Consider the following 26,712-nt stretch of genomic DNA (forward strand, 5'->3'; position numbering starts at 1 on the left):
GTCGAGATGTCCTTGTTTGCCGGGTTTCTGCTATGGTCGCCCGACCCGAACCTGTCGTGGCCGATCCGATGCCTGAGATCAAGAGCCTCGCATTGTCAGTTGCCGCTTGGCCGGCGCGGATGCTGTTCCCGCCGGTCTGCGCCGGTTGCCGCCGCGAGGTCACGCAACCCGGTGCCTTGTGCGGTGCCTGCTGGCCGCAATTGCGCTTCCTCGAAAAGCCCTGGTGCGAGGTGATGGGCACGCCGTTCAGCCATGATTTCGGCACCGGCTTCCTGTCCGCCGAAGCGATCGCCAACCCGCCGCCCTTTAGCAGGGCCCGCGCCGCCGTCGCCTATACCGGCATCGCCCGGCGCATGGTCCAGGGCCTCAAGTTCCACGACCGCACCGACCTCGCGCCGTGGATGGCGCGCTGGATGCTGCGAGCGGGCGCCGAGCTCGTTGCCGATGCTGAGGTCATCGTGCCCGTGCCCTTGCACTGGCGGCGTTTCTTCTGGCGCCAGTACAATCAGTCGGCGGAACTCGCCCGTGCCATAGCGTCGCTCTCCGGCCTGCCGTTTGCGCCGATGGCGGTGCGCCGCACCAGGCGCACGCGACAGCAGATCGGCCTTGGCCAGCGCGAGCGAGAGGACAATGTGCGTGCGGCCTTCCTGGTCCCGCCCGAAGCCGAGATCGACGTCAGAGGCAGGCGGGTGCTGGTGGTCGACGACGTCTACACGACAGGCGCCACTGTCGCGGCGGTGACGCGTGCGCTCAGGAAAGGCGGCGCCGGCGCCGTCGATGTGCTGACTTTCGCCAGGGTTTTGCCGGGGGACTTCCGGCCCGACGATACGGACACTATATAGTCGACCAAGGACAACGGATTTTCGTCATGGTCGATGTGACTATCTATACGCGCATGATGTGTGGCTACTGTACTGCGGCCAAGCGCCTTCTCGAGCGCAAGGGCGTTGCATTCACCGAGCATGACGCTAGCTTCTCGCCCGAGCTTCGGCAGGAAATGATCACCCGCGCCAACGGCCGTGCGACTTTCCCGCAGATTTTCATTGGCAACACCCATGTCGGCGGTTGCGACGACCTGCATGACCTCGACGCGCAAGGCAGGCTCGACCAGCTTCTTGCCGCCGGCGCATAGACCTGAGGACGGACAATGGCGATTTTCAAGGCGGCAGCGGTGCAGATGCGTTCGGGCAAGGAGCCGGAGCGTAATGCGCGCGATTTCGAGGCACTGGTGCGCGAGGCTGCCGGTCTCGGCGCCACTTATGTGCAGACGCCCGAAATGACCGGCGCCATCGTCGGCGACAAGGATGCGCGCGCCGCGGCCTTCACCTCCGAGGATCGCGACCTGATCATCGCCTTGGGCCGCAAACTTGCAGCCGAGCTTGGCATCCATCTGCATGTCGGCTCGACCGCGATCGTGCGCGCCGATGGCAAGCTCGCCAACCGCGCCTTCCTGTTCGGCCCCGACGGCGGCACGCTTGCCACCTACGACAAGATCCACATGTTTGACGTCGACCTCGACAATGGTGAAAGCTGGCGCGAATCTTCGGCCTATGAGCCGGGCACCGAAGCCATCGTTGCCGACACGTCACTGGCAAAGATCGGCTTTGCCATCTGCTACGACCTGCGTTTCCCGCAACTTTTCCGCGCCGAGGCGCTGGCCGGTGCCGAGCTGCTCACCGTTCCCGCCGCCTTCACGCGCCAGACCGGCCTTGCCCATTGGCATCCGCTGCTGCGGGCGCGCGCCATCGAAAACGGCGCCTTCGTCATCGCCTCCGCCCAGGGCGGCAAGCATGAGGACGGCCGGGAGACCTTCGGCCATTCGCTGATCATCGATCCGTGGGGCCGCATCCTGGCCGAAGCCGACCATGACGAGCCGGGCGTCATCATCGCCGAGATCGACACCCAGCATTCGGCCGACGCACGCAAGAAGATCCCCAATCTCAAGAACGCTCGCGAATTCGGCGTCGCGCTTCGCGCGGGCCAGGGAGCGCTCCGGGGAGCCGCATCTTGATCCGCTTTTCGCTGCATTGCGACCACGCGCATGACTTCGAGGGCTGGTTCCGCAGCAACGACGACTTCGAGACCCAGCGCAAGCGCGGTTTCGTCTCCTGCCCGGAATGCGGCTCGCAAAAGGTCGAAAAGGCGCTGATGGCGCCGGCCGTCTCGACCTCGCGCAAGCAGGAAAAGGTGGCGCTCGCCATGGGCGAGCAGCAGCGCAAGATGATGGCCGCCCTCAAGGACCTGTCCGAGAAGGTTCGCGAGAATGCCGAGAATGTCGGCGACAAGTTCGCCGAGGAGGCGCGCAAGATCCATTTTGGCGAGACCGAAGCCCGCGGCATCTACGGCGCCGCCACCCTCGACGAGGCCAAGGGCCTTGCCGAAGACGGCATCGAATTCATGCCGCTTCCGGTGTTCCCCGACGACCGGAACTGAGCCGGAGACGTTCCTCTTCTCCCGAAAAGGTCTGCCGCGTCCTCGGCGCCGAGCTAGATACGCTGTCCCACGTCGATCCTGTTACCGTCGGGGTCGGCAAACACGAAGGCCCGCTGGCCGTAGTCCTTGTCTTTCAGCGACTTGATGATCCGAACGCCGGCGGCCTCGCAGATGGCGTAGAGCGCGTCGATGTCGTCGACGAACATGTGGAACGCGTTGACGGTTGAAGGCGCGTGGTCGCGGCTCTGGCTCAGATGGATCTCGGCGGCGTCCTTCTTCAGCACCATGAAACCCACGGGACTGCCGTTCTCGAACACTTTCTGCATGCCGAGGATCTCGGAGTAGAAGCGGAATGCCGCCTGGATGTCACGGACGGCAAGGCCTGGGGCCGCCCGGCCGAAGCTGATCGAATGAATGGGGGATGGACTCATAATGTGCTCCCGATGGCGAAAAGGCAGGGGCGGCAATGCGCATACCAGGTGAGGAGCGGTGTCCTGCGGGCAAGCTCGCATGGAAACGGACATGAGGGAAGACCCGTCGCACCTCAGCCGCGATCGTCGTCAGCCACCCGCCAGGTCGAAGACCTTGCGCAAGGTGACTGGTGCGGTGTTGCGCCAGGCGGCCACCAGCGCGCTGCGCAGCGTCGGCTCGTCGGCAGCTTGAAGCATCACCCGCGTCCAGCCCTGCTTGCCCCAGCCGCCTTCGACCGGCCGGAACACCGTGGTCTCCGCTCCGCACATCACTTCCTGCTGGTCGCGCGTCAGCTTGATCACGGCATTGCCGTCCCCGGGCAGGGTGGCGAAGACACGGTCGCGGACACGGAAGTCGGGCTTGCCGAAATGCGATTTCTCGGTCGCTCCTGGCAGTTCCAGGGCGATGCGTCTGACATCTTCTGGTGTCATGGTATTCGAACCCGTAATTGTCTGCCCTTAATGTCGAGAGTTGCCGCGGACAGCGCAAGTTGCGCAGGGGCGCTTCACGACCAAATCGCTGCCGAGGACGTCCTCAGTCGCCTTCGGCCTCGGGATCGAGCTGCGGATGGCGGCGGCGGTGGGTGGCGGCGGCGCGGGCGGCCTGTTCGTAGATACCTGTCACCAATTCCAGCGTGTGTGCTGCGTCGGCCAGCTTGGCGGCCAGGTCGGGCACGCGGGTCACCGCATCGATGAGCAGCACCGAGCGGATATCGGCGTAGCGCTCTGTGACGCGATGGCCGAGCGGCGTCACCTCATAGGTCACGCCGGTCCTGCCGCTGCCGGTGCGCTTGACGAAACCGCCCTTGATCAGCTTGCGCAGGCTGTACTGGATGTTGGGAACGTCCTCGCGATTGGTCATGTGGGCGAGGTCGTGGATGGTCTTGGGCCGATCGTTCATTCGGATGACGTGCAGCAAGGCGTTCTCTGCACCCGTCGCCGAAAATTCGATCACCGTGGCGAGGCATTCCGCCTGCCAGCGTCCGAATGCTTCGTAGGAGCGCATCAACGCATATTCCACTTCGGTGACGTCGATTTCGAGCGGCGTCCGGGCGAGATGCCAGCCGCGATCAAGCAGTTCGGAGCCCGGTACGGGTTTGTTTTCCTTGCTCATTCTTCGCCCTCCTGATCCTTCGGACCATGCCTTGGCGCAGCACATTGCGTCCACATGAATTTATGATAGACTTTCTATTATAAAGTTCATTTTATGGGGAGGAGACCCAAACATGAGCATGCTCGGCGCCACTGCACCCGCAGTGCAACCCTTCTTTCTCGGCACCTTTGCGTCCAACTGTTCCAGCGGCATGACCGTCACCAGGATCCCGGATCGCTGGGACAATTCATGGGGCAACAATCTGCGCCTCGGCAAGCTTCTCGACGACGCCGGCATCGACTTCATGCTGCCGATCGCCCGCTGGATCGGTTATGGCGGCGAGACCAATTTCCACGGCAACGTGCTGGAGACGATGACCTGGGCGACGGCGCTTCTAGCCCACACCCGCAACATCACGGTCTTCGCCACCATCCACACTGTCGCCAACCATCCTGTCGTCGTTGCCAAGCAACTGGCGACGATCGACCAGATCAGCGGTGGACGCGTCGGCCTCAACATCGTCGCGGGCTGGAACAAGCCCGAATATGAAGCGCTTGGCCTGACGCTGCCCGACGATCACGTCACCCGCTATGGCTATGCCCAGGAATGGTTCGACGTGGTCAGGGCATTGTGGAGCCGCGCCGAGGCCTTCGACTGGGACGGCACCTATTTCAAGCTCAAGCAGGTCCTTGGCGATCCCAGGCCTTCGGCGCGCCTGCCGATCCTCAACGCTGCCGGCTCCGATCATGGCCGCAAGTTCGCGATCCAGAACGCCGACTTCCTGTTCACCCCGGCGATCGACCTGGCCCGCTCGAAGGACGAGATCGCCGCGCTGAAGGCGCAGTCGAAGCAGGCCGGCCGCGCCGTCGATGTGCTGACCTTCTCGCATGTCGTGTGCCGTCCGACTGAAAGGGAGGCGCTCGACTTCCTCAACTATTCGGCCCGGGAGAACGCCGATTGGGAGGCCGTCGACAATCTCGTCCGGCTACAGTTCGCCCATGCACAGTCCTTCCCGCACGATCTGCTCGCACTCATCCGCGACCGCATGGCGGCGGGTCATGGCGGCTTCCCGCTTGTCGGCACGCCTGAGCAGGTGGCGGATGGCATCACCGCGCTTCATGAAACAGGCTTCCGCGGAACCACCTTGTCGTTCGTCGATTACGCGGAGGAATTCCCCTATTTCCGTGACAACGTGCTGCCGATCCTGGAGGCGCGAGGCATACGCATCCCGCCTCTGGCGCAGCGTTCGGCGGCGTGAAGGGCGACGAGGTCATGACGATCCCCGTTTCCGTTCCTCTCGTCCCCGTGGGGGCCGCTGATTTCCGCGCCGCCATGCGGCTCATCGTCGGCAATGTCAGCGTCATCACCGCCGGCGTCGGCGATGACCGCTCAGGACTGGTGGTGATTTCGGTCGTTTCACTGTCGGCCGAGCCACCCAAGGTCATCGCCTGCGTCAACCGGTCGTCGTCGACTTGGTCGGTCATCGAGCGGCATGGCCATTTCGCCGTCAATTCGCTTGGGCCGCAGCATCAGCAGGTCGCCGAGCGTTTTTCCGGCTTCGGCGGCATCAAGGGCAATGAACGCTACGAAGGTGCTGACTGGCTCACGCTGAAGACCGGGGCGTCGGTGCTGTCGGATGCGGTCGCCGCTTTCGATTGCAGCCTCGACGAGATGATTGATCGCGGCACGCATTCGATCATCATCGGCTCGGTCGAGGCGGTCAGGACGCAGGATGCCGGTCAGGCGCTGCTCTACTGGCGCGGCGGCTACCGGCCGCTCGACGCCTGATGTCGGACCGACGGGAGAGGCGGCCTCAGGCCGCCTTTTCCGCCAACACCATGTAGTTGACGTCCATGTCGCGGGATTTCTGCCAGCGGTCGGCCAGCGGATTGTAGATCACGCCGGTGCGGTCGATGGTGGCAAGGCCGGCGCCCGTCAGCGCCTTGTCCAGCTCTTCGGGGCGCACCAGCTTGCCGTATTGGTGGGTGCCGCGCGGCAGCCAGCGCAGCACGTATTCGGCGCCGACGATGGCGAGACCGAGCGCCTTGAAGGTGCGGTTGATGGTGGCGACGAACATGATGCCGCCGGGCTTGACCATCTCGCCGCACTTGCTGACGAACAGCTCCACGTCGGCGACGTGCTCGACAACTTCCATGTTGAGGATGATGTCGAACTTCTCGCCGGCGTCAGCGAGATCCTCGGCCGTGGTGGCGCGGTAATCCACCTTCACGCCGCTTTCGGCGGCATGGATCTTGGCTACCTCGATATTGGTGGCGGAGGCGTCGGCGCCGACCACTTCGGCGCCCAGGCGTGCCATCGGCTCGCACAGCAGGCCGCCGCCACAGCCGATGTCGAGGATGCGCAGGCCCTCGAAGGGCCTTGCGGCGTGAGTGTCGCGGCCAAAACGCTGGGCGACCTGGTCGCGGATGTAGCCGAGGCGGACGGGGTTGAATTTGTGCAGCGGACGGAACTTGCCGTTGGGGTTCCACCATTCGGCTGCGAGCGCCGAGAACCGCTCGACTTCTCCGGCATCGATCGTCGATGGGCGGGGATCTGGCATTGCTGTGGTCTCCGTCGGGCGCAAGGACGTTGGGCGAGCGCAAGGAAGTCGGGTCTGGCGTCCCGATTGTCAAGGCGACATTTCCGCGAGCACCCATGCACTGCCCCGCGAGCCGTACCCATGCCGCTGTGCCGGCAAAAAAAGGTCGCGGTGATTTGTCTGGCCGGGCGTCCTTGCGGAATGCGTGGGTTTTGGCTATGCAGGCCGCGCATTCGACACCGTGCAATTCATCGGTGTTTTCACTCATTTTCCGGCCCCGTCGGGGCCGGCGTATATGGCAAGGGCATTTCGCTTCTATGGCGCGCATCGTGATGAAATTCGGCGGGACATCCGTCGCCGACATCGCCCGAATCCGCAACGTGGCGCGTCATGTCAAACGCGAGGTCGACGCCGGCCACGAAGTCGCTGTCGTCGTCTCGGCGATGTCGGGCAAGACCAACGAGCTGGTCGGCTGGGTGCAGGAGGCTTCGAAGGCCGAAGGCGCCAATTTCAACATTTACGACGCCCGCGAATATGACGCCGTGGTCGCCTCGGGCGAGCAGGTGACGTCGGGATTGCTGGCGCTTGCGCTGCAGGCGATGGGGATAAATGCACGCTCCTGGCAGGGCTGGCAGATTCCGATCAAGACCGACAACGCCCATGGTGCCGCCCGCATCCTCGACATCGACGGCTCGTTCCTGATCAAGCGTTTCCAGGAAGGCCAGGTTGCTGTCGTCGCCGGTTTCCAGGGCATCGGCCCGGACAACCGCATCGCCACGCTTGGCCGTGGCGGGTCCGATACGTCGGCTGTCGCAATCGCGGCAGCGGTGAAGGCCGATCGCTGCGATATCTACACCGATGTCGACGGAGTCTATACGACCGACCCGCGCATCGAGCCCAAGGCGCGTCGCCTGTCGCGCATTTCGTTTGAAGAAATGCTCGAAATGGCTTCGCTCGGCGCGAAGGTGCTGCAGGTCCGCTCGGTCGAACTGGCCATGGTGCACAAGGTCCGTACCTTTGTGCGTTCTTCCTTCGAGGATCCCGATGCGCCCGGCATGGGTGATTTCCTCAACCCGCCTGGTACTCTCATTTGTGACGAGGATGAAATCGTGGAACAGCAGGTCGTCACCGGAATTGCCTATGCCAAGGACGAAGCCCAGGTCTCGCTGCGCCGTGTCGCCGACCGGCCGGGCGTTGCAGGCGGGATCTTCGGCCCATTGGCCGAGGCCAACATCAATGTCGACATGATCGTCCAGAACATTTCCGAGGACGGCAAGTTCACCGACATGACCTTCACCGTGCCATCGGGCGACGTCAACAAGGCGCTCGCCGTGCTTGAGAAGATCCGCCCCGACATTGGCTATGATGCCGTCCAGCACGACGAGGGCATGTCCAAGGTGTCGGTCATAGGCATCGGCATGCGCAGCCATGCCGGCGTCGCGGCCACCGCCTTCCAGGCACTGGCCGCCAAGGGCATCAACATCCGCGCCATCACCACCTCCGAGATCAAGATTTCGATCCTTATCGACGGGCCTTATACTGAACTTGCGGTTCGGACTTTGCATTCCGTCTACGGTCTGGATAAGCAGTAGTATTAGGAGTCGAGCGTCACCGCGTTGCCGGCGTGGCAAGCACGTGCCGCGCCGGGTCCAACCATGGAGACGGTGAATGATACGTGACATGGCCGCCGGGCCGCGCGTACTTCTGAAACGGCTCCGCGAATTGATGGCGGAGCCCCTCGAGCCACAGGAACGGCTCGACAGGATCGTGCGCGATATAGCCGCCAACATGGTGGCCGAAGTCTGCTCGCTCTATGTGCTCCGCGCCGACTCGGTGCTCGAGCTCTATGCGACCGTCGGTCTCAATCCCAACGCCGTCCACCTGGCGCAGTTGCGTCTCGGCCAGGGTCTGGTCGGCACGATTGCTGCCAGCGCCCGCGCGCTCAACCTGTCCAACGCCCAGGAACATCCCGCCTTCGCCTACCTGCCTGAGACAGGCGAGGAGATCTACCATTCCTTCCTCGGCGTGCCGGTGCTCAGGGCAGGGCGCACGCTCGGCGTTCTGGTCGTCCAGAACAAGACCATGCGGCACTACCGCGACGATGAGATCGAGGCGCTCGAAACCACCGCCATGGTGATTGCCGAGATGATCGCCTCGGGCGACATTGGTCGCCTCAGCCGTCCCGGCCTCGAACTCGATCTGTCGCGCCCGGCGAGCTTCACCGGCATTGCCTTCAACGAAGGGGTCGGCCTCGGCCATGTCGTGCTGCACGAGCCGCGCATCGTCGTCACCAACCTGTTCAATGAAGACAGTGACGAGGAGCTGCGCCGGCTCGAGGATTCGCTCGGTTCCCTGCGCTTGTCGATCGACGACATGCTCGAACGCCGCGACGTCGCCTTCGAGGGCGAGCACCGCGAGGTTCTCGAAGCCTACCGGATGTTTGCCAACGACCGTGGCTGGGTGCGCCGTCTCGAAGAGGCGATCCGCAACGGCCTGACGGCGGAAGCCGCGGTCGAAAAGGTGCAGAGCGACATGCGCGCGCGCATGATGCACATGACCGATCCCTATCTGCGCGAGCGGATGAGCGATTTCGACGACCTCGCCAACCGCCTTTTGCGCCAGCTGCTGGGTCGCGGCCCCGAGACCATCGCCGAGAGCCTGCCCAAGGACGCCATCATCGTTGCGCGTTCGATGGGGGCGGCCGAGCTGCTCGACTATCCGCGCGATCGCTTGCGCGGCCTGGTGCTGGAAGACGGTGCGCCGACGTCCCACGTCGTCATCGTCGCGCGCGCCATGGGCATCCCCGTCGCCGGACAGATGAAGGGCGTCGTTTCCATGTCGGAGAACGGCGATCCGATCATCGTCGACGGTGTCGAAGGCGCTGTCCACCTTCGGCCGCAGCCCGATCTCGAAGCAGCCTATGCTGAAAAGGTGCGCTTCCGCGCCCGCCGCCAGGAACTCTACCGCGAACTGCGCAAGAAGCCGTCCGAAACAAAGGACGGCGTCAAGGTCGACCTGTTGATGAATGCCGGCCTCGCCGTCGACCTGCCGCAGCTCGCCGAGGCGGGTGCTGCCGGCATCGGCCTGTTCCGCACCGAGCTGCAGTTCATGGTCGCCTCGACGTTCCCGCGCGCCGAAGCGCAGGAAAAGCTCTACCGCGACGTGCTCGACACTGCGCGTGGCCGTCCCGTCACCTTCCGCACCATCGACATCGGCGGCGACAAGGTGCTGCCCTATTTCAAGGGCTCGGCGCAGGAAGAAGAAAACCCCGCACTTGGCTGGCGCGCCATCCGCCTCACGCTCGACCGTCCCGGCCTGTTGCGTACCCAGATCCGCGCGCTGCTCAAGGCTGCCGGCGGCCGTGAGCTCAAGGTCATGCTGCCGATGGTCACCGAGCTTGGCGAGATCGCCCAGGCGCGCGAGATCATCGACCGCGAGGTCCGCCACCTCTCCCGCTTCGCCCACCATTTGCCGACCAGCCTGAAGCTCGGCGCGATGATCGAGGTGCCGTCGCTGTTGTGGCAACTCGACGAGCTGATGCAGGCCGTCGATTTCGTGTCGGTCGGCTCAAACGATCTGTTTCAGTTCGTCATGGCCGCCGACCGCGGCAACACTCAGCTTGCCGACCGCTTCGACACGCTGTCGGTGCCGTTCCTGCGCGTGCTGAAGCAGATCGCCGATGCCGGCCTGCGCAACCACACGCCGGTGACGCTGTGCGGCGAGCTCGCCGGCAAGCCGATCTCCGCGATGGCGCTGCTTGGCCTCGGCTACCGCTCTATCTCGATGTCGCCTGCTTCCATCGGTCCGGTCAAGGCGATGCTGACCGAACTGCCGCTTGGCGAACTTACCGCCTTCCTCGACGACAACCTTGCCGGTCCTGCCGCCCGCCTGCCGATGCGCGCGCTGCTCCAGGCCTTTGCGGACGACCGTTCCATACCATTATGATCAGCCTGCCCCACGACAGAATGAACCAGGTCGTCAAACGCTTCGACATGCTCGAAGCGCAGATGGCCGCCGGTCCGGCGCCCGACGTCTACGTCAAGCTCGCCTCCGAATACTCCGACATCCAGGACCTCGTGGCCAGGATCCGCGAATTGCGCTCCGCCGAGCAGGAGCTCGTCGATCTCGATGCGATGCTGTCCGACAAGGGCACCGACGCCGAGATGCGGGCGCTTGCCGAAATGGACAAGCCCGAGGTCGAGGAACGTATCGAGGCGCTTCAGCGCGAGATCCAGATCCTGCTGTTGCCCAAGGACGCCGCGGACGACAAGAACGCCATCCTCGAAATCCGCGCCGGTACCGGTGGCGACGAGGCGGCGCTGTTTGCCGGCGACCTCTACCGCATGTACGAGCGCTACGCCGCTACCAAGGGCTGGCGCTTCGAAGTCGTGTCGGCAAGCGACGGCGATGCCGGCGGCTTCAAGGAAATCATTGCGGGTGTCTCGGGCAAAGGCGTGTTCGCGCATCTGAAATTCGAGTCGGGCGTGCACCGCGTCCAGCGCGTGCCGGCGACCGAGGCCAGCGGCCGCATCCACACCTCCGCTGCCACCGTCGCCGTCCTACCGGAAGCCGAGGAAGTCGACATCGAGATCCGTTCCGAGGACATCCGCATCGACACCATGCGCGCCTCGGGATCGGGCGGCCAGCACGTCAACACAACAGATTCGGCCGTGCGCATCACTCATCTGCCCACCGGCATCATGGTGGTGCAGGCGGAAAAATCGCAGCACCAGAACCGTGCGCGTGCGATGCAGATCCTGCGTGCCCGCCTCTATGACCTGGAGCGCAGCCGTGCCGATGAGGAACGCTCGTCGTCGCGCAAGTCACAGGTGGGTTCCGGCGATCGCTCCGAGCGCATCCGCACCTATAATTTTCCGCAGGGGCGGCTCACCGACCACCGCATCAACCTGACGCTCTACAAGCTCGAACGGGTGATGATGGGCGAACTCGACGAGGTCGTCGACGCGCTGATCTCCGACCACCAGTCCAAGCTTCTCGCCGACATGGGCTCGGATGGCTGAGCGTCCGCTCGGCGAACTTCTGCGCCACGCGCGCCAGCGCCTTGCCGGTGCGGGCATCGCCGACGCGGCATTCGACGCGCGGCTGCTCGTCGAGCACTTTTCTGGCACCACGCGCAGCGACGCGATTGCTTCGCCCGACAGGCCTGTGGCGCAGGTGGCCGAGATCGAGGCGGCGCTCGATCGCCGTATCGCGGGCGAGCCCGTGCATCGCATCCTCGGCTACCGCGATTTCTATGGCATGCGGCTCAGCCTCTCCACCGAGACGCTCGAACCGCGCCCCGATACCGAAACGCTCGTCGACGCCGTGTTGCCTTTCGTCCATGCGACGGCTGTGCGCGAGAGTGTCTGCCGCATCCTCGATCTCGGCACCGGCACAGGCGCGATTGCACTGGCGCTGGTCACCCAGGAGCCAAAGGCCGAGGCCATCGGCGTCGACGTCTCGGAGGATGCACTGGCGACCGCCGCCGCCAACGCCGAAGCTCTAGGCGTGTCATCACGCTTTTCGGCAAAAAAATCCAACTGGTTTGCCGAGATTCAGGGCCGCTACCATTTAATAGTCTCAAATCCTCCCTATATATCCACTTCAGAGATCGAGGATTTGCAGAACGAGGTTCGCAATTTTGATCCGCGCCGCGCGCTCGACGGTGGCCCGGACGGTCTTGAGCCATACAGGATGATCGCGTCGGGTGCCGGGCGCCACCTTGAAGAAGGTGGCCTTATCGGGCTCGAAATCGGGCACGACCAGCGCCACGACGTGACCGTGATATTCGAGCAAGCCGGCTACCATTTATCCGCCCATTACAAGGACTTGGGTGGCAATGACCGGGTGCTCGTATTCAGCTGCTGAGCAAGGCTTTTGGGCACTGCAAAAAACCGCTTGGCAAGGAAAGTGAATGCCGCTAGGTTCCCGGCAACCGGATGAGACGAAGCAGGCAGTGCTGTTACAAGATTCGGTTTCCATCGAAACTAGCTGCCTTCTTGCGTAGACGACGCTCTAGCTTCGTGCGGGGATCGTCCGGCAAGTGACATGAACCGAAACAGGATGGCATGTGGCGCCGACGCAGCAAGACTGCGGGCGATCACCGGCGGAAAGATACGAAACGGCAGGCCGCCTAAGTGCCCCCGTTCGGATACTTCAACACAAAGAGAATCTGATGAGGCCACAACAGCAGAATAGGCGCATGCGCGGTCGGAATAACAATAACAATAATAACAACAATAATAACAACAACGGCAATAACAACCGCAAGGGTCCAAACCCGCTTACGCGTAACTACGAGAGCAACGGCCCGGACGTTAAGATCCGTGGCTCCGCGCAGCAGATCGCCGAAAAATACGCCACGCTGGCGCGCGATGCGCAAAGCTCAGGCGACCGCGTGATGGCCGAGAACTACCTGCAGCACGCAGAGCACTATAATCGCATCATTGCCGCCGCTATGGCGCAGATGCCGATCCAGCAGCAGCAGCAGAGCCGCGACGACTTCGACGCCGACATGGACGACGAGCGCGACGAGGACAGCATCGGTAACAACGTTGCCGAGGTCCAGGTCCAGCAGCCTCAGCCGCAGCCGGTCGTCAACGGCACTGGCCCGCAGCCCGACATCGAAGGCACGCCGGCCGAGGTCGCTCTCAATCCGGAAGCCGCCGAAGGCCAGCCGCGCGAAGGCCGCCGCGAACGTCGTCCCAACCGCAACGAACGCCGCCCGCGCAATCAGGAGCAGCAGGCCGAAACTGCACCGACGGACGTCGTCGCCGTGGTCGAACAGCCGCAGCCTGACGTCGTGGTCACCGAGGCCGTCGTTGCTGAAGTGGCCCCTGCCACTGAGGTTGCCGAGGGCGAAGTTGTCGCGGCACCGCGTCGTGGCCGTCGTCCGCGCCGTGGCGAGCGCGCCGCAACCGAGGCGCAGGGCGAAGCCGGCGATACGCCGGCAGCCGAGCCTGCCGCCGTCGAAGGCTGATCGCCTTCGTAACCACGGGCTTCAAGCCATTTGAAAACGGCGGGATGAAAATCCCGCCGTTTTTGCTTTGACGACGGCCAGGCGTGCCGGCCCGCAAATCGCGTTTGCTTTCGCAAGGCACGACGCGCAGACTCCGGATAACCCCGTGCCATTTGCGCATCAAAAAATGACGCACAGCACTCCAGGTGTGCCTTGAGGTATATCGTCCTACGCACCATATCAGCCTCAGTTGGATCCGGCCCGGTCGGGCGGGTCCGTCACCTTGAACCTGGCCGGTGCCGCAAAGCGGGCCGGTACGGAATGGAGACACCGAATGAATCTTGAGAAGTATTCCGAGCGCGTCCGCGGCTTCATCCAGTCGGCCCAGACCTATGCGCTTTCCAACAATCACCAGCAGTTCACGCCCGAGCACATCCTCAAGGTGCTGATGGATGATGACGAAGGCCTTGCCTCGTCGCTGATCGAGCGCGCCGGCGGCAACGCCCGGGACATCAGGCTCGGCGTCGAGGCCGCCATCAAGGCGATGCCGAAGGTCGAGGGCGCCGGCGGCCAGCTCTATCTGGCGCAGCCGCTCGCCAAGGTGTTTTCGACTGCAGAAGACCTGGCCAAGAAAGCCGGCGACAGCTTCGTCACCGTCGAGCGTCTGCTGACTGCGCTTGCCGTCGAGAAGTCGGCCAAGACCGCCGATATCCTCGCCAAGGCAGGTGTTACGGCGCAGGCGCTCAATGCTGCGATCAACGATATCCGCAAGGGCCGCACCGCCGACTCGGCTAGTGCCGAGCAGGGCTATGACGCGTTGAAGAAATACGCGCGCGACCTCACCGCCGATGCCCGCGCCGGCAAACTCGATCCGGTCATTGGCCGCGACGACGAGATCCGCCGCACCATCCAGGTGCTGTCACGGCGCACCAAGAACAATCCCGTACTGATCGGTGAGCCCGGCGTCGGCAAGACCGCCATCGCCGAAGGATTGGCCCTGCGCATCGTCAACGGCGACGTGCCCGAGAGCCTCAAGGACAAGCAACTGATGGCGCTCGACATGGGCGCGCTGATTGCCGGGGCCAAGTATCGCGGCGAGTTCGAGGAGCGGCTGAAGGCCGTTCTGTCGGAAGTCACCGCGGCTGCGGGCGGCATCATCCTGTTCATCGACGAGATGCACACGCTCGTCGGCGCCGGCAAGGCCGATGGCGCGATGGATGCGTCCAACCTGCTGAAACCGGCCTTGGCGCGCGGTGAGCTGCATTGCGTTGGTGCCACCACGCTCGATGAGTACCGCAAGCATGTCGAAAAGGACGCGGCCCTTGCTCGTCGCTTCCAGCCGGTGTTCGTTTCCGAGCCGACGGTCGAGGACACCATCTCGATCCTGCGCGGCCTGAAGGAGAAATACGAGCAGCACCACAAGGTGCGTATCTCGGACTCGGCACTGGTCGCGGCTGCCACGCTGTCGAACCGCTACATCACCGACCGCTTCCTGCCCGACAAGGCAATCGACCTCGTCGACGAGGCCGGCTCGCGGCTGCGCATGCAGATCGATTCCAAGCCGGAAGCCCTCGACGAGATCGACCGCCGCATCATGCAGCTGAAGATCGAACGCGAGGCGCTCAAGCTAGAAAAGGACGACGCCTCCCGCGACCGGCTCGAAAGGCTCGAGAAGGAGCTGGCCGGGCTCGAGGAAGAGTCGACCAGGGTGACCAGCCAGTGGATGGCCGAGAAGGAAAAACTCGGTCTCGCCGCCGACCTCAAGGGCCAGCTCGAGGAAGCCCGCAACGAACTCGCCATCGCCCAGCGCAAGGGTGAGTTCCAGAAGGCGGGCGAGCTTGCCTATGGCCGCATCCCCGAGCTCGAAAAGAAGCTCGTCGATGCCGAGGCCCAGGAAAGCCGCGGCACGATGGTCGAGGAGACGGTGACGCCGGACCATGTCGGCCATGTCGTTTCGCGTTGGACCGGCATCCCGGTCGACAAGATGCTCGAAGGCGAGCGCGAGAAGCTGTTGCGCATGGAAGACGAGATCGGTGTTCGCGTCGTCGGCCAGGGCGAAGCCGTCCAGGCGGTGTCCAAGGCCGTCCGCCGTGCCCGTGCCGGCCTGCAGGATCCGAACCGGCCGATCGGCTCGTTCATGTTCTTGGGCCCGACCGGTGTCGGCAAGACCGAGCTCACCAAGGCGCTCGCCGACTATCTGTTCGACGACGAGCATGCGCTGGTGCGTATCGACATGTCCGAGTACATGGAGAAGCACTCCGTTGCCCGGCTGATCGGCGCACCTCCCGGTTATGTCGGGTACGAGGAGGGCGGGGCGCTGACAGAGGCCGTGCGGCGCAGGCCCTATCAGGTCGTGCTGTTCGACGAGATCGAAAAGGCGCATCCTGATGTCTTCAACGTGCTCCTGCAGGTGCTCGACGATGGCCGCCTGACCGATGGTCAGGGCCGCACCGTCGACTTCCGCAACACGCTGATCATCATGACGTCCAATCTCGGCGCCGAATATCTCGTGGCGCTCGGCGAGGACGAGGATGTCGACAAGGTCCGTGACGAGGTCATGGGCGTGGTCAAGGCGTCGTTCCGGCCGGAGTTCCTGAATCGTGTCGACGAGGTCATCCTGTTCCATCGCCTGCGTCGCCAGGACATGGGCCGGATCGTCGAGATCCAGCTCAAGCGGCTCGAAAAGCTGCTGTCCGATCGCAAGATCACGCTGTCGCTCGACAAGGATGCGATCGACTGGCTCGCCAACAAGGGGTACGACCCGGCCTATGGCGCCCGCCCGCTCAAGCGCGTCATCCAGAAGGAGCTGCAGGACCCGCTCGCCGAGAAGATTCTGATGGGCGACATTCTCGACGGCTCGACCGTCAAGATCACCTCGGGCTCGGACCGGCTCAACTTCCGCTCCAAGCCAACGGTGGTGAGCGAAGAGGCGGCCGCGTAATGTGATGAGCTGGCCTTTGCTGGAAGCAGCAGGGGTCAGCTCAAGTCGTCTCGAACGTAGCCAGATCAGCGCTGTTCGCGGCGGTTTCTGCCTGCAGATAGGATCGTGAGAGAATGACTGCGGACATGATGATTTGATAAGCGTTTATGGCAGCGCCAATAGTCACACCAAGCAGTAGCGCGAAATCAAAGCCGCCTGTCGCCGGGAAGAAATATTCGCCTGCGCCAAGCCACGTGAGCGAGGCGCTAACAGCTGCAAACTGCACGATGCTCATCAAGCCGAATGACAGAAGTAGTCGAGGGAACGCATAGAAAAAGCTGGTTCTCCCGCGGCGCCCGGCGGCTGCAAACGTTTTGTCGCCCTGCATGATGATCGCGGGCAACATGGTTCCCCATTTTGCGAAAACCAGGGCTGCGGACAGGAGCAGCGACAAAACTGCGATGGCAATGAGGCTGGTCCTTCCCCAGCCGCCTCCAGTCAGCAGTATGGTCAGAGCGAGTATGGGCGCGCAGGAAATGACTCCCAAGACAATAGTGCGGAACAAAAAGCTGTTCATGTATTTCGGGTTCTTGCCGTGCAGCTCCCGCATGGCGTCTGCGGTGCTGAGATGGGACAGAACCGAAAAATGTGCAGGTATTGCCAATATCGCGGATGCGAACGTTAGCGCGATGGTGCCTCCGGACGTAGTCTCCATTTTCTCTTGGACCATCAGGAACACCACAAGCGTCGCACAATAAATCAGGACGTAGATGACGTCTTTCTTCATGATACGAAATGATGTGGACCAGATGTTTCTGTTGTTTTCCATCGGCGGGTTCTTTCATGCGCATCAGGAATGAAGCATGCGCAAATCTGACATCGCCATCGTCAAAGTAAAGTTCGCTTATGTGCGGAGATAGCTGAAACATGACACTCGACGACTACAACAGCTTCTGCGCCTCGCTGCCACACACCACCCATGTCGTGCAGTGGGGTGGGGCGCATGTCTGGAAGGTCGGCGGCAAGGTTTTCGCCATCGCCGGGTGGAGCGATGGTGCCGGGCTCGCCGTCACCTTCAAGGTCTCCGAGATGGCATTCGACATCCTGAAGGAGCAAACAGGGCTCAGGCCAGCGCCCTATCTCGCTTCGCGCAGCATGAAATGGATTCAGCGCCAGAACGGCGAAACCATGGATGACGAGGGGCTGCGCGACTATATCGGCGAGAGCCACCGGATGATCGCGGCCAAGTTGCCGAAGGCGACGCGCCGAGAACTCGGCCTTCCCGCCTGACCCGCGATTCTCAGGTGCCGCCGCGGTCTGCCAAGGCCTCAAAATCCTGCTAACACGGTCATTTTCATGCCCCGTTCATGTTGGAAGGGTTAGCAGATCGTTATTGGATGTCAGTGGATAACAGTGATTCACGGCGGCCGGCCTGTTGGCGGCCGAGATTCGGAGAGATGTGGCGACCATGTTGCGCAAGATCGTTGTGCTTTCGGCCATGGCCACCGGCCTGTCGGCGCTCCACGCAGCGGCCGCGATCGTGCCATCAGGCGAGCCCGTCTCGCCACGCGTGCGGGTTGGCCAGAACCTGCTCCAGCTTGCCCAGAGCGAGGTCGAGGTCTTCTACGACAGCCGCGGCAATCGTGTGCTCGTTGATCCCTACACCGGCAAGGTCATCGCCGTGCAGCCGCCGGAGAGCCGCCTCAACCGCCAGGCCTTGCGCCGCGAACTGCGCCGCCAGGAGCTGCGCCGCGACTACCGCCAGGGCGACGTGCTGATCGGACCGGCGGATGACGGCTATTACAGCGACGACGCGCTTGCCGTTCCGGCCGAACCCAATGGTGACGACTACTATAACAACGATCCTAACGCCTTCCCCGAGGCGCCAAGCGGGCCGCGTGTCGTTTCGCGCGAACCGCTCCAGAGCCCGGACGACCAGCCGGCGCTGCCGGCCAACCCGCGCATCACCGATCGGCCGCTCGAGCCGTCCATCGCGGTCAAGGGCCGCGAGGACGTCGCTTCGCTGCAGATACTGCTCGATCGCCTCGGCGCTTCGCCCGGTGTCATCGACGGGCGTTTCGGTTCGAACGTCGACAAGGCGCTTGTCGCCTATAACGAGATGACCGGCGCCAGCCTGAAGTCGACTGACGCCGAAGGCATCAAGCAGGCGCTTGCCGAAACAGGCGGCGACGCCTTCGGCTCCTACACCATCACGCCGGAGGACGCCGCCGGCCCTTACATCGCCTCGGTTCCGGCCGACTACAGCGAGAAGGCCCAGCTCGAGCGCATGGCCTTCACCTCGGTCACCGAAATGCTCGCCGAGCGTTTCCACATGGACGAGAACTACCTCAAGGCGATCAATCCGGACGTCAATTTCAACCGCCCGGGCACCATCGTGAAGGTCGCCAATTTCGGCAAGCTGGTGAACAAGCCGGTGTCGCGCATCGTTGCCGACAAGGGGCTGAAGCAGGTTCGCGCCTACAACGAGGCCGGCCAGCTCGTCGCCGCCTATCCGGCGACCATCGGCTCGGGCGACACGCCGTCGCCGACCGGCATTCATGCGGTGTCGCGCGTCGCGCTCGACCCCAACTACACCTACAATCCCAAGATCAATTTCAAGCAGGGCGAAAACAACAAGGTCCTGACCATCCCGCCGGGCCCGAACGGCCCTGTCGGTTCGGTCTGGATCGCGCTGGACAAGCCGACCTACGGCATCCACGGCACCCCGGATCCCTCCAAGATCGGCAAGACCGAAAGCCATGGCTGCGTGCGCCTGACCAACTGGGACGCGCGCGAACTCGCCAAGATCGTCAAGGCAGGCGTGCCGGTCGAATTCATGGAGTAGCTCCGCTAGTGCCGCAATGGCCGTGGAGAGACCCTCCGCGGCTCGGAACTTTTGCCACCTGCGGCGACACGGTTCCGGCTCATTGCCGACGGACGATTTTCGATGATCCAGCCGACAGCTCGGGAAATCGCCGAGGCCCTGCATCAGCCCGAATTCCTGTCCGCAACCGTCATCGACAGCGGCCAGAACAACTGCATCTTCGATACGGGCAAGGTCATCGTGCGGATACCCCGGCACGACGAGGCGCGCCGCGATCTTGCCGGCGAGGCCGACGTGCTCGCCGTCCTGGCGCCGATGCTTCCCGTGCCGGTGCCCGCGCCGGAGCTGAGAAATGTCGGCGCGTATGTCGTCGCCGTCCATCGCAAGCTGCCCGGCGAGCCGCTGCTGTCGCTCGATGGAATGACTGCTGCGCAGACGCAGGAACTGGCCCGAGACCTCGGGCTGTTCCTGCGAGCGCTTCATGCGCTCCCACAAGACATGCTGAGGGACGCCGCTCCCGCTGACCCCATGGCCGAATGGCGCGATCTCCTCGAGCGGCTTGAAGCCAAGGCGCTGCCGTTGCTGCCGGCTGCCGTCGCCAATTCCATCCGCAGCAGTTTCATCAGGTTTCTAGGGCGTGTCCCCGACGCTCCGCGCACCATCACCCATGGCGATTTCGGCACCGGCAACATCCTCGTCGACAAGGGCAGGGTTTCAGGCGTCATCGATTTCGCCGGCTGCGGGGCGGGCGATCCCGCCTATGATCTCGCCAGCCTGTCGGCCGGGCTGGGCGACGATGTCCTCGCGCTGATGGCGCCGCATTATTCCGGCATCGCCGGGATGCGGGATCGCATCACCTTCTACCGCAGCACCTTTCCGCTGCTCGACGTTCTGTTCGGTGTCGACCATGGCGATGCGGTCGCACTCGACGCCGGGCTGCGATCCCTGACGGCCGGCAACGTACCGGCCTGACTTGCGCCTTGCATTTGGGCCATGGCTGCCGGCAAATATCCGGGAAATCGAGGTGGCGAGATGTACATCCGTTCCGAACAGCCGGCCGACGTCGACACGATCCGCGCGCTCACCCGTGCCGCCTTCGCGGACGCCCCGCATTCGAGCCAGACCGAGGCGGCGATCGTCGATGCCTTGCGCGATGCCGGGGCGCTGACGCTGTCGCTGATAGCCGAGGACGGCGGCAAGATCCTTGGGCATGTCGCCTTCTCGCCCGTCACCGTCGGCGGTGACGCAGACTGGTATGGCCTCGGGCCGGTGTCGGTCTGGCCCGACAACCAGGGCAAGGGCATCGGCCAGGCGCTGATCCGCCTGGGGCTCGACGCGCTGCGTGGGATGGGCGCCAAGGGCTGCGTCCTCATTGGCGACCCGGCCTATTACAGCCGTTTCGGTTTCGTCGCCGACCCCGCCGTCACCTATGCCGGCCTGCCGCCGCAATATGTCCAGCGGCTGGCCTTCGGCGGCGCCGTCCCCCGCGGCGAGATCGTCTACCACGCCGGCTTCGAAGCGAGCTGAGCCAGCCGGGCTACTGGCACTCAGTGTACGCTCGCCGTCTCCCTGCTGAGGATGTCCACCAGCCGGTCGAAGCCAGTTTCGGTGCCCGAAATACGCGCCGCCATCGCCTCGGCGGTGCCGAGAAAAGCCAACTGCTCGGTGAACCGCATCCGCGTCTGGCCGGCTTCGGGCAAAAGCTGGATCGTGGCCAGCGATGCAGAGATGCGTTTGCCGCCATGGCTCATCTCGAAACCATAGATGATGCGCTCGCCGGCCACGATGTCGAAGTAGTCGGCGCGGAATGCCAGCTCGGCACCGTCGGGCATACGCCAGCGCTTGGCCTCGATGCCGCCGACGCGAAAATCGAAACTGTCCTCAAGCGTCACCCAGTCGGGATGGCAGTCGTTCCACGCCCGCTTCAGCGCCTGGTCCGACCAGAAGCGGAAGGCGTGCCTGGGCGACGCCGGCAGCTCGCGCTCGACGACGAAGGTCTTGTGCGCCACGTCGGTCATTCGTCTTCCTCCCCGGGAAAATCTTTCATTGCCTGGACAAGGCGGTCGAATGCCTTGTTCATCGCAGTCTGCCGCTGTCTCACCCAGTCGTCTATCTCGGACAGTGCCGCGGGTTCGATCGTATAGGTGCGGGTCCGGCCGACCTTGCGCGAGGCGACGATGCCGCCGTCCTCGAGCACCTTCAGATGTTTCAACGCCGAGGGCAGCCGCATGCCTTGCGGTTCGGCCAGCTGCTTGACGGTTGCCGGACCCATGCTCAGCCGCTCGACCATGCCGCGCCGGCCGGCGTCGGCAAGGGCGGTGAAAACGCGGTCCAGTCGTTGTGCCTCGATCATCGGCCTGTTCCCGTGCTGTGCTCACAGCAATTCCAGGAAAAGTGTGCAGCGGTTTTCAGTCTGGAATTGCTCGAAAACAGAGAGATAGAGAGATTCTGTGATTCGAAGAAAAGCGAAAACGCTCTAGTCATGAAGGAAGCGCTCCGGCATCAGTTCGCGATAGGGGAAGAAACGGAAATAGGGTCGCGCTTCGCCGACCGCCCGTCGCACCGACGGCCGCGCCATCAGCCGCTCGAAATAGGCGGCGAGATTGTGCTGGTCGCTGGCGAAGGGATGAACGATCGAGGCGTAAAACAGGCCCGGTGCCGCCGCGCAGTCGGCAATGGTGAAGTCCTCGCCCGCCGCCCAGTTCATGTCCGCCAACTGGCGCTCTATCATCGCATAGGCGGTGTCGAGCGTCCGCCGCGCATCGGCCACGCCGACCGGATCGTTGCCGCCTTCGGGCCGTATCCTGTCGGTGACGACCTTCTGCATCGGCACGCTGACATAAAGATCGAAGAAGCGGTCCCACAGCCTGGCGTCAAGCCGGCGCTCGGCATCCGCCGGCAGCATCGGCGCCGGCCCGGGATAATGCCGATCGAGATATTCGATGATGATGCTGGTCTCCGGCACCGTGCGATCGCGGAAGTCGTCGCGCAGCACCGGAATCTTGCCCACCGCCCATTTCGCCGCCAGCGCCGCCGTCTCTTCCGGATCGCCGAGGTCCACTGTCACAGGGATAAATTCGGTCCCATTCTCATAAAGCGCAATCAGCACCTTGTGGCAGAAGGCAGCGAGAGGGTGGGAATAAAGCGTCAGCGCCATTGCAAGGCTCCAGATAGTTTCCATACTCGGAAACTATTGCGGCGAATTCGACTGCGCAAGTGAAAGTTTCCTTATGTGGAAACTATTCGCAGGGGGCTGGAGATCGAAGATGGAGAGCTTTTCCACGGGGGTAGAGGGTCCCGGGCCTCGTTTTGCTCGCCCAAATGACGAGCGCGACCTGCTGCCGAGTGCCACGATACGGCGGGCCCATGTCGCCTGGCTTCCAGAATTCGTCCCCCTGGTGGCTTCCTGCGCAAAGCTTGCCCACATAGTCTCCAGCCATGGACATTTCCGACACCGCACCTACCCCGGCCAACAACAACCACGTCTTCTGTCCGCCCGAGGCGCGGCGATATGTGCTCATCTCGGCGATCCTTGCCTCCAGCATGGGCTTCATCGACGGCTCGGTGGTGTCGCTGGCGATGCCGGTCATCCGAGCTGATCTCGGCGCCTCGCTCGTCGACGCGCAGTGGATCAGCAACGGGTACATGCTGTTTTTGTCGGCGCTGGTGCTGCTCGGCGGCGCTGCCGGCGATGTTTTCGGGGTGCGCAACATCTTTGCTGCCGGCATCATCCTGTTCATGGTCACCTCGGCGGCCTGCGCGCTCGCTGTCGACGCCGAGATGCTGATCATCATGCGCGCGGCACAAGGCATCGGTGCCGCGCTGATGGTGCCGGGCAGCCTCGCCATCATTGCCAAATCCTATCCCAACGCGACGCGCGGCAAGGCCATCGGCCAATGGGCGGCGTTCTCGTCGCTGACAACCGCGATGGGGCCGTTCGTCGGCGGCATGGTGCTGTCTTTCGGCGCCGAATGGATGTGGCGGCTGATCTTCGCCATCAACGTACCGATCGGGCTCGCCGCCCTCGCCATGCTGCTCAGCAAGGTGCCACAGGACCGGCCGTCGTCGAAGCGTCGGCTCGACATTGCAGGTGCGATGCTGGCGACCGTCGGCCTCGGTCTGATGGCCTGGGGCCTGACCGCCTTCGGCCTGCCCGCAGACGTTCGCGCTGTCTCGCCATGGCTGTGGATCGCGGTCGGGGGTGCAATCTTCGTCGGCTTCATCGTCTGGGAGAAGTGGGCGCGGGCGCCGATGGTCAAACTCGAGCTGTTCGCCTCACGTGCCTTCACCGGCGCCAATCTCTACACGTTGATCCTGTTCTTCGCCTTCAATGCAGTGCTGTTCTTCCTTCCGATGACCGTCGTTTCCGGCTGGGGTGCCAAGGAATGGGAGGCGAGCCTGCTGTTCCTGCCGCTGTCCTTGTTCATCGCAGGCTTGTCGAGCTATTCGGGCCGGCTGTCCGACGCCATCGGCCCGCGCTGGCCGCTGACCGTGGGTGCGGCAATCGTCGGCATCTCTTATGCAGGCCTTGCGTTGACAATGCCGCTGATGATGCTCTGGCAGGTGACATTCCCGATCCTGCTGCTCAAGGGCCTCGGCATGGCGATCGTCGTCTCGCCGGTGTCGGCGGCGGTGATGCGGGCGACACCGGAGGAGGACACCGGGCTTGCCTCCGGCATCAACAACGCGCTCGCCCGGGCCGCCGGCCTGATGGCGGTGGCCTCGCTTGGTGCCGTTGCAGGTGTGGTCTTTGCGAATGTCCTGGGAACGGCTGCACCGGGCGTCGAGTTCGGCGCTTACGTGGCTGCGCCGCTCGACGCCGGTGCGGAAGCCTTACGGGTTTCGGCGACCAACAGCGCCTTTGCGGCGATTGCGGCGATCGCGGCCGCGATGTGTTTCGTCGCCGCAGCCGTCGCCTGGTTGACCCAGCCGTCTTGGAAAAGAAAAGAGAAGGCCTAACCGCTGACCTTGGCGGTGCTCGCCACCTTCAGCGCGTCCTTGTTTTCGTCCTTGAGCAGGTCGTCGATGCGCTCGCGCTCGCGTTTGAAGGCGACCAGTTCCTCGCCCTTGAGCACGCGGCCGGTGGGCAGGCGCACGCGCATCGGGTCGACCTTGGTGCCGTTGACGATCAGCTCGTAGTGCAGATGCGCGCCGGTCGACAGGCCGGTGGTGCCGACATAGCCGATGACCTGGCCCTGGCGGACGCGGGCGCCGGGGACCACACCGGGCGCGATGCGGCTTTGGTGATTGTACGACGTCTCGTAGCCATTGGTGTGGCGGATCATCGTCTGCTTGCCGTAGCCGCCGGCCCAGCCGGCCTTCTCGACGACACCGTTGCCCGAGGCGATGATCGGCGTGCCGGTGGGGGCGGCCCAGTCGACGCCAGTGTGCATCTTGACGTAGCCGAGGATCGGGTGCTTGCGGCCGCCGAAGCCGGAGCGGAACTTGCCGTTGGGCAACGGGTTGCGCAGCAGGAACTGGCGGGCGCTGCGGCCGTCCTCGTCGAAATAGTCGACTGCGCCGTCGCCCATCTGGAAGCGGTAGAAGTTGCGCGTGTTGCCGCCGAAATTGGCCGAGACATAAAGCAGTTCGGAATCGGCCGAGGCCTTGTCGTCGCCATCGGGCTGCGAGAAGAACACCTCGATGCGGTCTGACGGATTGAGCCGCGACTGGAAGTCGACGTCGGACGACAGCAGCCGGACCAGCTTTTTGGTCATGTCCTGTGACATGCCGTAGGAATAGGCCGCGCGATAGATGCCGTCATAAACGGTCGGCAGCGCGCCGCGCGAGGTTGTCGGCACCGTCGGCGTGTCCTCGAAAGCGGTGGCGATCTCGGGGTTCGGCTCCGGCTCGTCGCCGGGAACGAACTGGTTGCGGTCGTCGAGCGCGATGGTCAGGATGTGCTGCGAGCGGTCGTAGACGCTGGTGCGAACGATCTTGCCGACGTCGCCACGGACCTCGAGGCCGACGCGCAGCACGGTTCCGGCCTTGAGCGCGGTCGCATTGAGCAGCCGTGACACCGCATTGGCCATGCCTTGGGCGTCCTCGCCTGAATAGCCGGCGTCGGCCAGTGCATCGGCAATCTTGCGGTCCTTCTCGAAGGCGATGATGTCTTCGGCATAAGAGAGCGTTTCGGGATCGACGTCGGCGCGGGCGCTGACCGAGACGTTCTCGGGCACAATCTTGATACCGTAGGAGCCGGCGAGCGTCTGGTCGGCAAACGCGTTGCCGAAGCGCTGCGGGTCGACATAATGCAGCGAGGCAACCTGGATGTCGCCTTCGGTCAGGTCGCCGCCGGCATCGCGCACCACTTTCTCGACCTCATTGGCGGAGAGTGCCGAGCTCTCGTCGAAGGTTGCCGTCTCGATCGGGAAGTCGACGGTCTTGAGGCTCATCTCGCTCTCGACCTTGACGCCGTAGATCTGACCGGTCGCCGCGGCCTGCGCCGGCTGCTGTGCCGGGCCGTCCTCGGCAAAGACCGTCAGCGGGTCGAAGGCGGGATAGCTGCGCGTCGTCGGATGTGAGGCTGCAAGCGCCATCTTGATCTGGACGAAAGGCATGGTGCGAATGACTTCGCGGTCGCCTTCCTTGGTCAGCATCGACACTTCCATGCGCCGCCGGTCCTTGGCCTTGGCGATCTGGCGCAGCGGCGCAAGCCTTGTGGTCTTGGCGCGCTGTCCGGCATCGCCGCCGGCGGCAAGCGTCGCCAGTTCGGCGATCTCGGGTGGGGTGGCGAGCTTCTCGCGGCCGTCGAGGGCGGCAAACAGCGCCACGCCCATCAGCACGCTCGAGGTCACTCCGGTCAGGAAGGTGCCCGAAAGCCAGCGCGCCGAGACCTCGCGTCGGTCCGGGGGACCGGCGCGGCCATCCGCGATCAGCGGCGGCTCATTGCCGAGCTCGGCTATGGTCTGGTCCGTATCCTGCATCAAGTACGGCTAAAATCCCCGACGCGTTCGCGCCCGCTTGCTTTTAGTTGCCAAGACATTTGCCTGTCATGGCGCTCCAAGTCAACGAAGCCCGCGCACGCGTCCCCGCCAACCTGCCCCTCCTCTCTTATATATGCTGGCGGTGCGTACAGACTTTGATTTCGCACCAAGGGCGTTTTGAGACATCTGCCCGCATTGGGGCGGGAATAGGGCTCCGCCGGGGCAGGGGGACGTCGTCCCGTACTTTATAAGCGAGGGGCGCCGCCGGCTGTGCAGGATCCCCATATATGTATTGTGGGGCCGCAAAGCGTCGAACGTGAGCGGTGGGGCAGCCGGCGAACGTCGTTTTGCAGGGGACGTCGTGTGTCGGCATGGGCAATCTGCCTTGGCCAAGGGCGTTCGGGGCGGCTCTGTGAACTTTCTTGAAGCCCCTTCCGCAGGGTCTTTCAGGGTTGCGGCCATGGGCGGGGAAGTTTGTCGCAAAAAATTCGCAAAAGTTGGAAAAGGTCGTTGACAGTCTGAGAGGGTGGCGACTATATACGCCTCAAC

Annotated in this window: 26 protein-coding genes; 17 read left to right on the forward strand and 9 right to left on the reverse strand. The window is 63.8% G+C overall.

The genetic code is table 11. The features are described from left to right. Positions 1-56: 56 nt before the first annotated feature. The 4 genes from SLT36_RS08255 to SLT36_RS08270 are packed head-to-tail and all read left to right on the forward strand — an operon-like array spanning position 57 to position 2,433. Positions 57-842: a ComF family protein gene (locus SLT36_RS08255; protein WP_432288282.1), complete on the forward strand. Its 786-nt coding sequence runs from the start codon at positions 57-59 to the stop codon at positions 840-842. A 26-nt stretch (positions 843-868) separates the two neighbouring features. Continuing rightward, a complete protein-coding gene (gene grxC, locus SLT36_RS08260) occupies positions 869-1,132 on the forward strand; it encodes a glutaredoxin 3 (protein ID WP_067957776.1) in 264 nt (87 codons plus the stop codon). 15 nt (positions 1,133-1,147) lie between these two features. Next, complete coding sequence (locus tag SLT36_RS08265; RefSeq protein ID WP_432286777.1) at positions 1,148-2,011, forward strand: carbon-nitrogen hydrolase family protein; 864 nt, start codon at positions 1,148-1,150, stop codon at positions 2,009-2,011. Continuing rightward, positions 2,008-2,433 carry a DUF1178 family protein gene (locus SLT36_RS08270; RefSeq protein WP_432286779.1) on the forward strand — a complete coding sequence of 142 codons (426 nt, stop codon included), beginning with the start codon at positions 2,008-2,010 and terminating at the stop codon, positions 2,431-2,433. The genes SLT36_RS08265 and SLT36_RS08270 overlap by 4 nt, the downstream gene beginning before the upstream one ends. 53 nt (positions 2,434-2,486) lie before the next feature. Here SLT36_RS08270 and SLT36_RS08275 read toward each other — a convergent pair whose 3' ends face one another. The 3 genes from SLT36_RS08275 to SLT36_RS08285 form a co-directional block, all read right to left on the reverse strand. Then, the gene (locus tag SLT36_RS08275) at positions 2,487-2,864 is read right to left on the reverse strand and encodes a VOC family protein (protein WP_432286780.1); all 378 of its coding nucleotides are present in this window, start codon (positions 2,862-2,864) and stop codon (positions 2,487-2,489) included. Positions 2,865-2,993: 129 nt separating this feature from the next. Then, complete coding sequence (locus SLT36_RS08280) at positions 2,994-3,335, reverse strand: MmcQ/YjbR family DNA-binding protein (RefSeq protein ID WP_432286782.1); 342 nt, start codon at positions 3,333-3,335, stop codon at positions 2,994-2,996. A 103-nt stretch (positions 3,336-3,438) separates the two neighbouring features. Further along, positions 3,439-4,017, reverse strand: a complete 579-nt coding sequence (locus tag SLT36_RS08285) for a winged helix DNA-binding protein (protein ID WP_432286783.1) — start codon at positions 4,015-4,017, stop codon at positions 3,439-3,441. Between the two features lie 112 nt (positions 4,018-4,129). On the opposite strand from SLT36_RS08285, the gene SLT36_RS08290 reads away from it, so the two are divergent. Together SLT36_RS08290 and SLT36_RS08295 are read left to right on the forward strand one after the other, a co-directional pair. Next, a complete protein-coding gene (locus tag SLT36_RS08290) occupies positions 4,130-5,254 on the forward strand; it encodes an LLM class flavin-dependent oxidoreductase (RefSeq protein ID WP_432286785.1) in 1,125 nt (374 codons plus the stop codon). 14 nt (positions 5,255-5,268) lie between these two features. Further along, positions 5,269-5,784, forward strand: a complete 516-nt coding sequence (locus SLT36_RS08295; RefSeq protein WP_432286787.1) for a flavin reductase family protein — start codon at positions 5,269-5,271, stop codon at positions 5,782-5,784. 25 nt (positions 5,785-5,809) lie between these two features. Here SLT36_RS08295 and ubiG read toward each other — a convergent pair whose 3' ends face one another. Next, positions 5,810-6,556 (reverse strand): bifunctional 2-polyprenyl-6-hydroxyphenol methylase/3-demethylubiquinol 3-O-methyltransferase UbiG, encoded by a 747-nt coding sequence (gene ubiG / locus SLT36_RS08300; RefSeq protein WP_432286789.1) that lies wholly within the window; start codon positions 6,554-6,556, stop codon positions 5,810-5,812. 296 nt (positions 6,557-6,852) lie between these two features. Between ubiG and SLT36_RS08305 the strand changes: the two genes are divergently transcribed. The 6 genes from SLT36_RS08305 (at position 6,853) to clpB (ending at position 16,434) form a co-directional block, all read left to right on the forward strand. Beyond that, complete coding sequence (locus SLT36_RS08305; RefSeq protein ID WP_432286790.1) at positions 6,853-8,127, forward strand: aspartate kinase; 1,275 nt, start codon at positions 6,853-6,855, stop codon at positions 8,125-8,127. A 76-nt stretch (positions 8,128-8,203) separates the two neighbouring features. After that, positions 8,204-10,480 carry a phosphoenolpyruvate--protein phosphotransferase gene (ptsP, locus tag SLT36_RS08310; protein WP_154386162.1) on the forward strand — a complete coding sequence of 759 codons (2,277 nt, stop codon included), beginning with the start codon at positions 8,204-8,206 and terminating at the stop codon, positions 10,478-10,480. Further along, positions 10,477-11,556, forward strand: coding sequence for a peptide chain release factor 1 (gene prfA / locus SLT36_RS08315; RefSeq protein ID WP_432286791.1), 1,080 nt, complete (start codon positions 10,477-10,479; stop codon positions 11,554-11,556). Before ptsP ends, prfA begins: the two co-directional genes overlap by 4 nt. Next, a complete protein-coding gene (prmC, locus tag SLT36_RS08320; protein ID WP_432286793.1) occupies positions 11,549-12,403 on the forward strand; it encodes a peptide chain release factor N(5)-glutamine methyltransferase in 855 nt (284 codons plus the stop codon). The genes prfA and prmC overlap by 8 nt, the downstream gene beginning before the upstream one ends. 307 nt (positions 12,404-12,710) lie before the next feature. Continuing rightward, the gene (locus SLT36_RS08325; RefSeq protein ID WP_432288283.1) at positions 12,711-13,514 is read left to right on the forward strand and encodes a DUF4167 domain-containing protein; all 804 of its coding nucleotides are present in this window, start codon (positions 12,711-12,713) and stop codon (positions 13,512-13,514) included. Positions 13,515-13,827: 313 nt separating this feature from the next. After that, complete coding sequence (gene clpB / locus SLT36_RS08330; protein WP_432286794.1) at positions 13,828-16,434, forward strand: ATP-dependent chaperone ClpB; 2,607 nt, start codon at positions 13,828-13,830, stop codon at positions 16,432-16,434. A gap of 40 nt (positions 16,435-16,474) precedes the next feature. On the opposite strand, the gene SLT36_RS08335 is transcribed toward clpB, so the two are convergent. Continuing rightward, positions 16,475-17,242 carry a hypothetical protein gene (locus SLT36_RS08335; RefSeq protein WP_432286796.1) on the reverse strand — a complete coding sequence of 256 codons (768 nt, stop codon included), beginning with the start codon at positions 17,240-17,242 and terminating at the stop codon, positions 16,475-16,477. A gap of 98 nt (positions 17,243-17,340) precedes the next feature. On the opposite strand from SLT36_RS08335, the gene SLT36_RS08340 reads away from it, so the two are divergent. From SLT36_RS08340 to SLT36_RS08355, 4 genes are all read left to right on the forward strand, one after another. After that, positions 17,341-17,703 carry an MmcQ/YjbR family DNA-binding protein gene (locus SLT36_RS08340; protein WP_432286797.1) on the forward strand — a complete coding sequence of 121 codons (363 nt, stop codon included), beginning with the start codon at positions 17,341-17,343 and terminating at the stop codon, positions 17,701-17,703. 178 nt (positions 17,704-17,881) lie between these two features. Continuing rightward, on the forward strand, positions 17,882-19,258 hold the full coding sequence (locus tag SLT36_RS08345; RefSeq protein ID WP_432286798.1) for a L,D-transpeptidase family protein: 1,377 nt from the start codon (positions 17,882-17,884) through the stop codon (positions 19,256-19,258). Between the two features lie 102 nt (positions 19,259-19,360). Continuing rightward, a complete protein-coding gene (locus SLT36_RS08350; RefSeq protein ID WP_432286799.1) occupies positions 19,361-20,209 on the forward strand; it encodes a phosphotransferase family protein in 849 nt (282 codons plus the stop codon). Positions 20,210-20,269: 60 nt separating this feature from the next. Beyond that, positions 20,270-20,764: a GNAT family N-acetyltransferase gene (locus SLT36_RS08355; protein WP_432286801.1), complete on the forward strand. Its 495-nt coding sequence runs from the start codon at positions 20,270-20,272 to the stop codon at positions 20,762-20,764. 20 nt (positions 20,765-20,784) lie between these two features. On the opposite strand, the gene SLT36_RS08360 is transcribed toward SLT36_RS08355, so the two are convergent. The 3 genes from SLT36_RS08360 to SLT36_RS08370 all read right to left on the reverse strand — a co-directional run bounded on the left by SLT36_RS08360 (position 20,785) and on the right by SLT36_RS08370 (position 22,394). Then, on the reverse strand, positions 20,785-21,255 hold the full coding sequence (locus SLT36_RS08360; protein WP_432286803.1) for an SRPBCC family protein: 471 nt from the start codon (positions 21,253-21,255) through the stop codon (positions 20,785-20,787). After that, a complete protein-coding gene (locus tag SLT36_RS08365; protein ID WP_432286804.1) occupies positions 21,252-21,590 on the reverse strand; it encodes an ArsR/SmtB family transcription factor in 339 nt (112 codons plus the stop codon). The genes SLT36_RS08360 and SLT36_RS08365 overlap by 4 nt, the downstream gene beginning before the upstream one ends. Positions 21,591-21,713: 123 nt before the next feature. Further along, complete coding sequence (locus SLT36_RS08370; RefSeq protein WP_432286806.1) at positions 21,714-22,394, reverse strand: glutathione S-transferase family protein; 681 nt, start codon at positions 22,392-22,394, stop codon at positions 21,714-21,716. A 281-nt stretch (positions 22,395-22,675) separates the two neighbouring features. Here SLT36_RS08370 and SLT36_RS08375 point away from each other — a divergent pair, with 281 nt between their 5' ends. Next, a complete protein-coding gene (locus SLT36_RS08375; protein WP_432286808.1) occupies positions 22,676-24,196 on the forward strand; it encodes an MFS transporter in 1,521 nt (506 codons plus the stop codon). Here SLT36_RS08375 and SLT36_RS08380 read toward each other — a convergent pair. Beyond that, on the reverse strand, positions 24,193-26,163 hold the full coding sequence (locus tag SLT36_RS08380; RefSeq protein WP_432286810.1) for a M23 family metallopeptidase: 1,971 nt from the start codon (positions 26,161-26,163) through the stop codon (positions 24,193-24,195). The genes SLT36_RS08375 and SLT36_RS08380 overlap by 4 nt on opposite strands. Positions 26,164-26,712: the final 549 nt, after the last annotated feature.

It is taken from the genome of Aminobacter sp. BA135, from assembly GCF_050859125.1.
GTDB lineage: Bacteria > Pseudomonadota > Alphaproteobacteria > Rhizobiales > Rhizobiaceae > Aminobacter > Aminobacter ciceronei.

Coding starts and splice junctions, on each gene's coding strand:
- SLT36_RS08305 (WP_432286790.1), top strand. CDS start 6,853: ATGGCGCGCATCGTGATGAAATTCGGCGGGACATCCGTCGCCGACATC.
- SLT36_RS08345 (WP_432286798.1), top strand. CDS start 17,882: ATGTTGCGCAAGATCGTTGTGCTTTCGGCCATGGCCACCGGCCTGTCG.
- prmC (WP_432286793.1), top strand. CDS start 11,549: ATGGCTGAGCGTCCGCTCGGCGAACTTCTGCGCCACGCGCGCCAGCGC.
- grxC (WP_067957776.1), top strand. CDS start 869: ATGGTCGATGTGACTATCTATACGCGCATGATGTGTGGCTACTGTACT.
- SLT36_RS08365 (WP_432286804.1), bottom strand. CDS start 21,590: ATGATCGAGGCACAACGACTGGACCGCGTTTTCACCGCCCTTGCCGAC.
- SLT36_RS08285 (WP_432286783.1), bottom strand. CDS start 4,017: ATGAGCAAGGAAAACAAACCCGTACCGGGCTCCGAACTGCTTGATCGC.
- SLT36_RS08275 (WP_432286780.1), bottom strand. CDS start 2,864: ATGAGTCCATCCCCCATTCATTCGATCAGCTTCGGCCGGGCGGCCCCA.
- ptsP (WP_154386162.1), top strand. CDS start 8,204: ATGATACGTGACATGGCCGCCGGGCCGCGCGTACTTCTGAAACGGCTC.
- SLT36_RS08295 (WP_432286787.1), top strand. CDS start 5,269: ATGACGATCCCCGTTTCCGTTCCTCTCGTCCCCGTGGGGGCCGCTGAT.
- SLT36_RS08340 (WP_432286797.1), top strand. CDS start 17,341: ATGACACTCGACGACTACAACAGCTTCTGCGCCTCGCTGCCACACACC.
- SLT36_RS08380 (WP_432286810.1), bottom strand. CDS start 26,163: ATGCAGGATACGGACCAGACCATAGCCGAGCTCGGCAATGAGCCGCCG.
- SLT36_RS08280 (WP_432286782.1), bottom strand. CDS start 3,335: ATGACACCAGAAGATGTCAGACGCATCGCCCTGGAACTGCCAGGAGCG.
- SLT36_RS08325 (WP_432288283.1), top strand. CDS start 12,711: ATGAGGCCACAACAGCAGAATAGGCGCATGCGCGGTCGGAATAACAAT.
- SLT36_RS08370 (WP_432286806.1), bottom strand. CDS start 22,394: ATGGCGCTGACGCTTTATTCCCACCCTCTCGCTGCCTTCTGCCACAAG.
- clpB (WP_432286794.1), top strand. CDS start 13,828: ATGAATCTTGAGAAGTATTCCGAGCGCGTCCGCGGCTTCATCCAGTCG.
- SLT36_RS08355 (WP_432286801.1), top strand. CDS start 20,270: ATGTACATCCGTTCCGAACAGCCGGCCGACGTCGACACGATCCGCGCG.
- SLT36_RS08290 (WP_432286785.1), top strand. CDS start 4,130: ATGAGCATGCTCGGCGCCACTGCACCCGCAGTGCAACCCTTCTTTCTC.
- SLT36_RS08335 (WP_432286796.1), bottom strand. CDS start 17,242: ATGGAAAACAACAGAAACATCTGGTCCACATCATTTCGTATCATGAAG.
- prfA (WP_432286791.1), top strand. CDS start 10,477: ATGATCAGCCTGCCCCACGACAGAATGAACCAGGTCGTCAAACGCTTC.
- SLT36_RS08375 (WP_432286808.1), top strand. CDS start 22,676: ATGGACATTTCCGACACCGCACCTACCCCGGCCAACAACAACCACGTC.
- ubiG (WP_432286789.1), bottom strand. CDS start 6,556: ATGCCAGATCCCCGCCCATCGACGATCGATGCCGGAGAAGTCGAGCGG.
- SLT36_RS08350 (WP_432286799.1), top strand. CDS start 19,361: ATGATCCAGCCGACAGCTCGGGAAATCGCCGAGGCCCTGCATCAGCCC.
- SLT36_RS08265 (WP_432286777.1), top strand. CDS start 1,148: ATGGCGATTTTCAAGGCGGCAGCGGTGCAGATGCGTTCGGGCAAGGAG.
- SLT36_RS08360 (WP_432286803.1), bottom strand. CDS start 21,255: ATGACCGACGTGGCGCACAAGACCTTCGTCGTCGAGCGCGAGCTGCCG.